Source organism: Pseudoalteromonas sp. PPB1, assembly GCF_015356275.1.
Taxonomy (GTDB): Bacteria; Pseudomonadota; Gammaproteobacteria; order Enterobacterales; family Alteromonadaceae; genus Pseudoalteromonas; species Pseudoalteromonas rubra_D.
This window is the reverse complement of sequence record NZ_JACEQV010000022.1, coordinates 90,017-96,358: the sequence shown is the minus strand read 5'-3', so window position 1 is coordinate 96,358 and position 6,342 is coordinate 90,017. Positions and strand designations below refer to the sequence as shown.

Here is a 6,342-nt window from a genome sequence, read left to right as displayed (position 1 = left end):
CCCGATGAGGCCTTGCTCAAACTGACTTTGGTACGTACCCCAGAGCAAGACCTGCTGTTTATTGTGGGTCACCATTTACTGCTCGACGGCTATGGATTTGGCTTGTTTACTCAGGCACTGAACCGTATTCTAACCAACTGAACTACCACTCCAGCGTGCGCTTATAGAGAAAAAGTATGTGGCGGAGTGGACGGGACTCGAACCCGCGACCCCCGGCGTGACAGGCCGGTATTCTAACCAACTGAACTACCACTCCGCAGCATCTTGTTCTCTCGCTGTTCAGGTGTGCTCCCTGACAGCGGCGTGAATAATACGAATGCCCCCCTTAAGAGTCAACACCTTTTTTGAAAAAATCGGGGATTTTTAGTCATCCGACATCGAAAGGTTCAAAATATCAGCTGATTTGTCATTTTTTGAACTTGGTTTGCCAGAGTTTTCTGCATTCTGATCTAACTCTTCCAAATCTAACTGCTTTTTCTTACCGATAAAGGGCAGGCTGATTTTTAATTTGATGGGCTTTTTCTGTACAAAAATGCGCACGGCCAGCCAACCCAACAGCAGGATCAGCAAATTACCAACAACCACAATGGCAACAATGGCACCGGTGCTGAGACCCGGTTCCGGTTCAGGCGGCGCAACCACACGCTGCGTTGGGCGCTCTGACTCAGGTAACTCTGGTACTTTTTCAATAGGGCGTTCTATTTCAAAATTATAATCTGGCAAGCGGGCCATAAACTCTCGGCCGTTGATGTTTTCACCAAAGGCGGACAACTCCACACTGTATCGACCCCAGTCATAGTTTTTAATTGCCAGCTGACGGTACAAACGTTCTTCACCATTGAGGGTGAACATTTGCTCTTCACCATTGGGGTACAAGATTTTGCCCTGAAAGATCACAGTTTCCGGTTTCACCACCTCGGACTCCAGCCTGATAGTCAGCTGGTGCTCAAACTCTTCCTGCCCTGCCAGCATCAATTCAAAAGAAAAAGGTGGCTCTGCAATAATGATGGGATCTTTCACTACGCGACGTTTGAGGATGGGCGTTTCTATATAGAATTCGGGTTGCCACTCACCGGCTGGAAAATTCAGACGAAATTCACCAGTAAAGATGCCATCCAGAGGGCGCTCATCAAATTCCCGGCCATCATCTTTAAATTCGGCCACACTTTGCGTGCCCGCACCAAAGTTAGCGTACTGATCATTATTAGTGCTGACAAACTCGACATACAGAGTAACAACATCACGGAAGTAGCCAATATCGACGGGCTGGCCATCGTTGGTGACCTGTCCCTGAATTTTCAACATTTCACCACGGAATATCAAAGGCGGTAAGGGGTCAACCTGCAACTCAATATCCCCCAATACCATAACCCGGCTGTCCTGGCGGATCTGGCCTAACACCTGCCATGGACCAGGCATAGGATCGGTCACTATCACCAGGTCATAACTGATCTCGTCATACCATTCGAGCTTCTCGTCAGCAATGGCATGCGTGGCGTAGTATTTACTGCCGTCCGGTTTTACCAGCACCACGGCAGGCGTACCGGGGGCACGAAAAAACAATAGTGTAATTTTCTTAACATTGTGGTCAATGCGAAAGCGGTTATCCAGTAAAGGGATTTCATTGACCTTGCCGTCTCGCTCAAGCAACGTAATTTGCGGTGTGTCGGCCATCATCTTCACGCTAAACACTGCGCAATATAACAACATCAATCCTGTTAAGCCGATCCGCATGCCACTTTACCTCATCATAAATTAATCGTTCTCTTACACTACAGGTGCGAGCCTGAGTGCAGCTACTGCTGCCACAAACTCTGCCCGCAGGCTTTATTGACCAGCTCCATGCGCGCTTCATGCGCATCTAGCTCTTCTGCCGTCGCCAGCACCACATTCAGCGGCGCACGCTCAGCACTCAAGCGACGGATCCCCCCGCCACTACCCTGCTGTGCCTGTTCATTGTGCTGAGCCAGATTAAGCTTCTTCTGGCCCCCTGTCATAGCCAGGTAGACATCCGATAAAATCTCGGAATCCAGTAAAGCGCCGTGCAATGTTCGTTTTGAGTTATCTATATCATAACGGCGACATAAAGCATCAAGGCTGTTCTTCTGACCAGGATGCAAGTCCCGCGCCATCACCAAAGTATCGAGTACCTCACATACCTCATGAGTTTTTGCAAACCCCTGATTAAGCATAGCAAACTCATGATCCATAAAGCCGACGTCGAACGGCGCGTTGTGGATCACCAGTTCGGCCCCCTGAATATAGTCATAAAACTCTTGCGCAACGTGATGGAAGAAAGGTTTGTCTCGCAGGAACTCATTGGTAATACCGTGAACGTCAATGGCCTCTTCTTCAATACTACGTTGTGGGTTGATGTAGACATGAAAGTTGTTGCCAGTCAGGCGACGATTCACTAATTCCACACACCCAATCTCAATGATCCGGTGACCTTCTTTGGGGTCAATGCCCGTGGTTTCTGTATCCAGTACTATTTGTCTTTTATGCATATCGTCGATTGCCTAACTTTGCTATGGTTAGCGTCTATTGGAGTATTTTACATAAAAACAGGCAAATTCGTGCAAAAATCCGTAGAGATCTATACCGACGGCTCCTGCTTGGGCAACCCGGGTCCTGGCGGCTATGGTGTGTACCTCAGTTACCAAGGTCATGAAAAGACCCTCAACGCCGGATATCGGCTTACCACAAATAACCGCATGGAGATGCTGGCAGCGATAGTTGCACTCGAAACGCTCAAGCGTCCATGCCAGGTGATCCTGTACACAGACAGTCAATATGTGAAACAGGGGATCGAATCCTGGCTGGCCAACTGGAAAAAGCGCAACTGGAAAACAGCCGCTAAAAAGCCAGTTAAAAATGTCGACCTATGGCAACGACTGGACGCTGCGGTTCAGCGTCACACCATTGAGTGGCGTTGGGTTAAGGGCCATGCAGGCAACAAATACAATGAACTGGTGGACGACCTGGCACGCGAAGCCGCTGGCGGTGCGGATCTGCAAGAAGATACCGGTTACCAGAGCGAGTAACCGACTAACTTTGTTCCTGATTACGACTGTGCTTCAGTCGCGCGCCTTTTACCGCTGGCGTCCATTTAGGACGCGCATGCCATTTGGGTTTAATCGGCGTTAAAGGTGCGACCCGTTTGCGGGCCACCAGCAAATAGACACTGCCCATCGGCTTCATGTAATGGCGACAAAAACGTCGCCAGGGCGCAAAACGCGACAGCCGTGAACCTCTTGCCAGTGAGGCATGGACGAATCGCTCATCGGCAAGAATTTCAAACCCCAGCAGATCCAGCCAGTCCTTAACCCGGGACGGGGTAAAAAAGCGTCCCGACCAGGGCAGTTTTTCTTTGCTAAATGGCAGCAAATGCGCCAGTCCACACAAACTAAATGGATTAAACCCGCTGATCACGATATACCCACCCGGGATCAGTGTTCGGTGTGCCTCCCGTAAAATATGATGGGGATCAGAATGATATTCCAGACATTGACTGAGAATACATGCGTCTACGCTATGTTCATAAAAGGGTAATTCATCGATTTCTGCTAACACGCCAACATGCCCCCCCTCTGGCGCAACACAAATCTGATGACTGATCGGGCTTTGTGACGTATCCAGCTGACCACTCAGGCAGCCCAGCTTGAGCATATGATAACCAAACATTCGCGGCAGCCAATGAGCCATCCGCCTTTCTATGCCTGCGCGCACATAATCTCCATGTGGAAAATCCTGCCACTGGTAGGGTTTCGGACCCTGCTGAAAACTTAGAGCTGGTTTCATGATACGCACTCGCTATACTTGTTACACCTTCACTTTATAGAGCAATGAGTTATGGCGCAAGTCGCAGTGCAAATCCACCCCATCAACGCCTTCAATGACAATTATATCTGGGCAATATGTCCGTCAGATAGCAATTTAATGTGGGTTGTGGACCCCGGGCAAAGCGAGCCCGTTATTGAATTCGCCACAGCACAACACAAACAACTGGCCGGCATCTTAGTCACGCACCATCACTGGGATCATACCGATGGCATCGCACCTTTGCTGGCACATTATGGCAACCTGCCCGTCTATGGCCCCAAAAATACGCCATTTGGCGGCATCACACACCCTTTGAGTGACAGTGATAAGGTCACCATTGCCGGGCTGGAGTTTACCATTGCGCATACACCTGGACATACACTGGACCACATCTGCTACCTGAGTACTGATTTGGCATTTACCGGAGATACCTTATTCAGCGCGGGCTGTGGCCGTTTATTTGAGGGTAGCCCGGCACAGATGTGGCGCGCTATGCAAGCTCTTGCCCAGCTCCCTCCCGAGTGTAAAATTTATTGCACGCATGAATATACGCAGGCTAACCTGACTTTTGCCGCTGCGGTAGAGCCTGGCAATCACGACATTACTACATGGCAGGAGTGGGGCCAGCAACAGCGCGCACAGGCGCTACCAACCTTACCAACAACCATCGCACGTGAGTTAAGCATTAACCCTTTTATGCGGGTAAATCTGCCACATATGCTCGATACTGTACCGTCTGAGTTACAAGCTGACTGTGATGAAGACTGGCAAAGGTTTGCCGTGCTCAGGCAATGGAAGGATAATTTTTAGGCACTGCTTTAATTTTTACAACTAAACAGTTAACATTGACGGGTTTTAGCTGTGGATTTTCTGCGGCACCGTACCCTGACAATGGATCAATGACCGAGTTTTATGAAAAAGCCTCTCTTGCTGCTGTTAGTATCAGCACTGTTGAGCGGTTGTCAAACCACGTTCGACAGCCCCACAATTGAACAAGCCGAACAACTGGACCACGCCAGTCCAGCCGAAATCAGCGACACTCTGATGAGTGCCATTCAGGAACCCGTGGAAGCCGATGAGCCACCACCTGTGTTCGACGACGTCTGGGAGCGGATCCGCTATCAGTTGTCTATTGACGTGCCACAAAACCGGCCCGTAGTTGCAGAACGTAACTACTATCAACGCCACCAGGCTTACCTGGATCGGATTTCGAAGCGCGCCGAACCCTACCTGTACTATATTGTAGAGGAAGTTGAGAAACGCGAAATGCCGATTGAAATTGCATTGCTGCCAATCGTAGAAAGTGCGTTCGATCCGTTCGGTTATTCTCACCGCAGCGCGTCTGGGATCTGGCAGTTTATGCCACAAACCGGAGAGCGGTTCGATCTTAAACAAAACTGGTGGTATGACGGCCGTCGCGACATCGTTCAGTCAACTCGCGCCGCACTGGAATATCTCACTTACCTGCATAAGACACTCGAAGGCGACTGGCTCAATGCCATTGCGGCCTATAACTCAGGAGAAGGGCGACTACTCAAGGCGATCCGGAAAAATCGTAAGAAGCACTTACCAACCGATTTCTGGTCTTTAGATTTGCCACGTGAAACCACAGCCTATGTGCCTAAATTGCTCGCCCTGTCTGACTTGTTAAAACGCCAGGATGAGTTTAATGTTAAATGGAATAAGATCATTAATGCGCAGGTGGTTGATACCGTCGAAGTAGGATCACAAATCGATTTGGCGTTAGCCGCCGAAATGGCAGATATGTCGCTCACGGAGCTTTATCGTCTGAACCCAGGTTTTAACCGCTGGGCCACAGATCCGAACGGACCACATACCCTGTTGCTGCCAGCAGATAAAATCGAAGCATTTCAAACCCGCCTTGCCAGTACACCAGTCAAAGATCGCCTGCGCTGGCAATACTACACCGTTGCGCGCGGTGATAGTTTATCAGTGATTGCCAAGAAGTTTACCACCAGCACCAGTGCAATCCGTTCACTGAATAAATTGGATTCACATATGATCCGGGTTGGTCAGAAACTGCTGGTCCCACTGAGCGACGGCGAGTTACAAAGCGAGCATTTACCAGATGCCGTGCGCAGCGCTGCAAACAAAGCAACACGCAATAAAAAAACCCATACAGTCACCAGTGGCGATACCTTATGGGATATCAGCCGCGAGTATGACGTCACCGTGGCGCAGCTTGCCAAATGGAACAAACTCAAAGCCAACGCAGTACTTAAGCTGGGACAAAAACTCACCATTTATCAGAGCCAGAGTACCACTCAGCCTGTCGCAAACACGACCGAGCGCACCATTACCTATAAGGTACGCAAAGGAGATTCTCTGGCACGGATTGCGGCCAAGTTTAATCTCACTGTCAGTGAAATCGTAAAGTGGAACAAGCTTGCCGGTCAGAAGTATCTCTATCCCGGTCAAAAGCTGAAACTGACCGTGGATGTCAAACGTTCATAACGTTAAAAGCCGCTGACAACAGCGGCTTTTTTATTGGCTCTGGGC

At 49.6% G+C, this 6,342-nt stretch carries 6 protein-coding genes and 1 tRNA gene; 3 read left to right on the top strand and 4 right to left on the bottom strand.

Annotated features, from left to right (window positions below; all coding sequences use genetic code 11):
- Positions 1-179: 179 nt before the first annotated feature.
- The 3 genes from IY568_RS19145 to dnaQ all read right to left on the bottom strand — a co-directional run bounded on the left by IY568_RS19145 (position 180) and on the right by dnaQ (position 2,507).
- A tRNA-Asp gene (locus tag IY568_RS19145) sits at positions 180-256 on the bottom strand.
- Between the two features lie 107 nt (positions 257-363).
- Positions 364-1,710, bottom strand: a complete 1,347-nt coding sequence (locus IY568_RS19140) for a TIGR03503 family protein (protein WP_228553455.1) — start codon at positions 1,708-1,710, stop codon at positions 364-366.
- Positions 1,711-1,796: 86 nt separating this feature from the next.
- The gene (gene dnaQ / locus IY568_RS19135; protein WP_010382759.1) at positions 1,797-2,507 is read right to left on the bottom strand and encodes a DNA polymerase III subunit epsilon; all 711 of its coding nucleotides are present in this window, start codon (positions 2,505-2,507) and stop codon (positions 1,797-1,799) included.
- Positions 2,508-2,576: 69 nt separating this feature from the next.
- Between dnaQ and rnhA the strand changes: the two genes are divergently transcribed.
- Positions 2,577-3,044 (top strand): ribonuclease HI, encoded by a 468-nt coding sequence (gene rnhA / locus IY568_RS19130; protein ID WP_010382760.1) that lies wholly within the window; start codon positions 2,577-2,579, stop codon positions 3,042-3,044.
- Positions 3,045-3,048: 4 nt separating this feature from the next.
- Here the strand turns inward: rnhA and IY568_RS19125 are convergent, their stop codons facing one another.
- On the bottom strand, positions 3,049-3,801 hold the full coding sequence (locus tag IY568_RS19125; protein WP_125563499.1) for a class I SAM-dependent methyltransferase: 753 nt from the start codon (positions 3,799-3,801) through the stop codon (positions 3,049-3,051).
- 51 nt (positions 3,802-3,852) lie between these two features.
- Here IY568_RS19125 and gloB point away from each other — a divergent pair, with 51 nt between their 5' ends.
- Positions 3,853-4,632: a hydroxyacylglutathione hydrolase gene (gene gloB / locus IY568_RS19120; protein ID WP_194868419.1), complete on the top strand. Its 780-nt coding sequence runs from the start codon at positions 3,853-3,855 to the stop codon at positions 4,630-4,632.
- Positions 4,633-4,734: 102 nt separating this feature from the next.
- Entirely contained in the window at positions 4,735-6,297 is a 1,563-nt protein-coding gene (locus IY568_RS19115; RefSeq protein ID WP_194868418.1) for a lytic transglycosylase, read from the top strand.
- Positions 6,298-6,342 lie beyond the last annotated feature (45 nt).

Excerpts from the sequence above, each read along its gene's own strand:
- IY568_RS19140 (WP_228553455.1), bottom strand. The coding sequence starts at position 1,710 with ATGTTGTTATATTGCGCAGTGTTTAGCGTGAAGATGATGGCCGACACA.
- dnaQ (WP_010382759.1), bottom strand. The coding sequence starts at position 2,507 with ATGCATAAAAGACAAATAGTACTGGATACAGAAACCACGGGCATTGAC.
- IY568_RS19125 (WP_125563499.1), bottom strand. The coding sequence starts at position 3,801 with ATGAAACCAGCTCTAAGTTTTCAGCAGGGTCCGAAACCCTACCAGTGG.
- gloB (WP_194868419.1), top strand. The coding sequence starts at position 3,853 with ATGGCGCAAGTCGCAGTGCAAATCCACCCCATCAACGCCTTCAATGAC.
- IY568_RS19115 (WP_194868418.1), top strand. The coding sequence starts at position 4,735 with ATGAAAAAGCCTCTCTTGCTGCTGTTAGTATCAGCACTGTTGAGCGGT.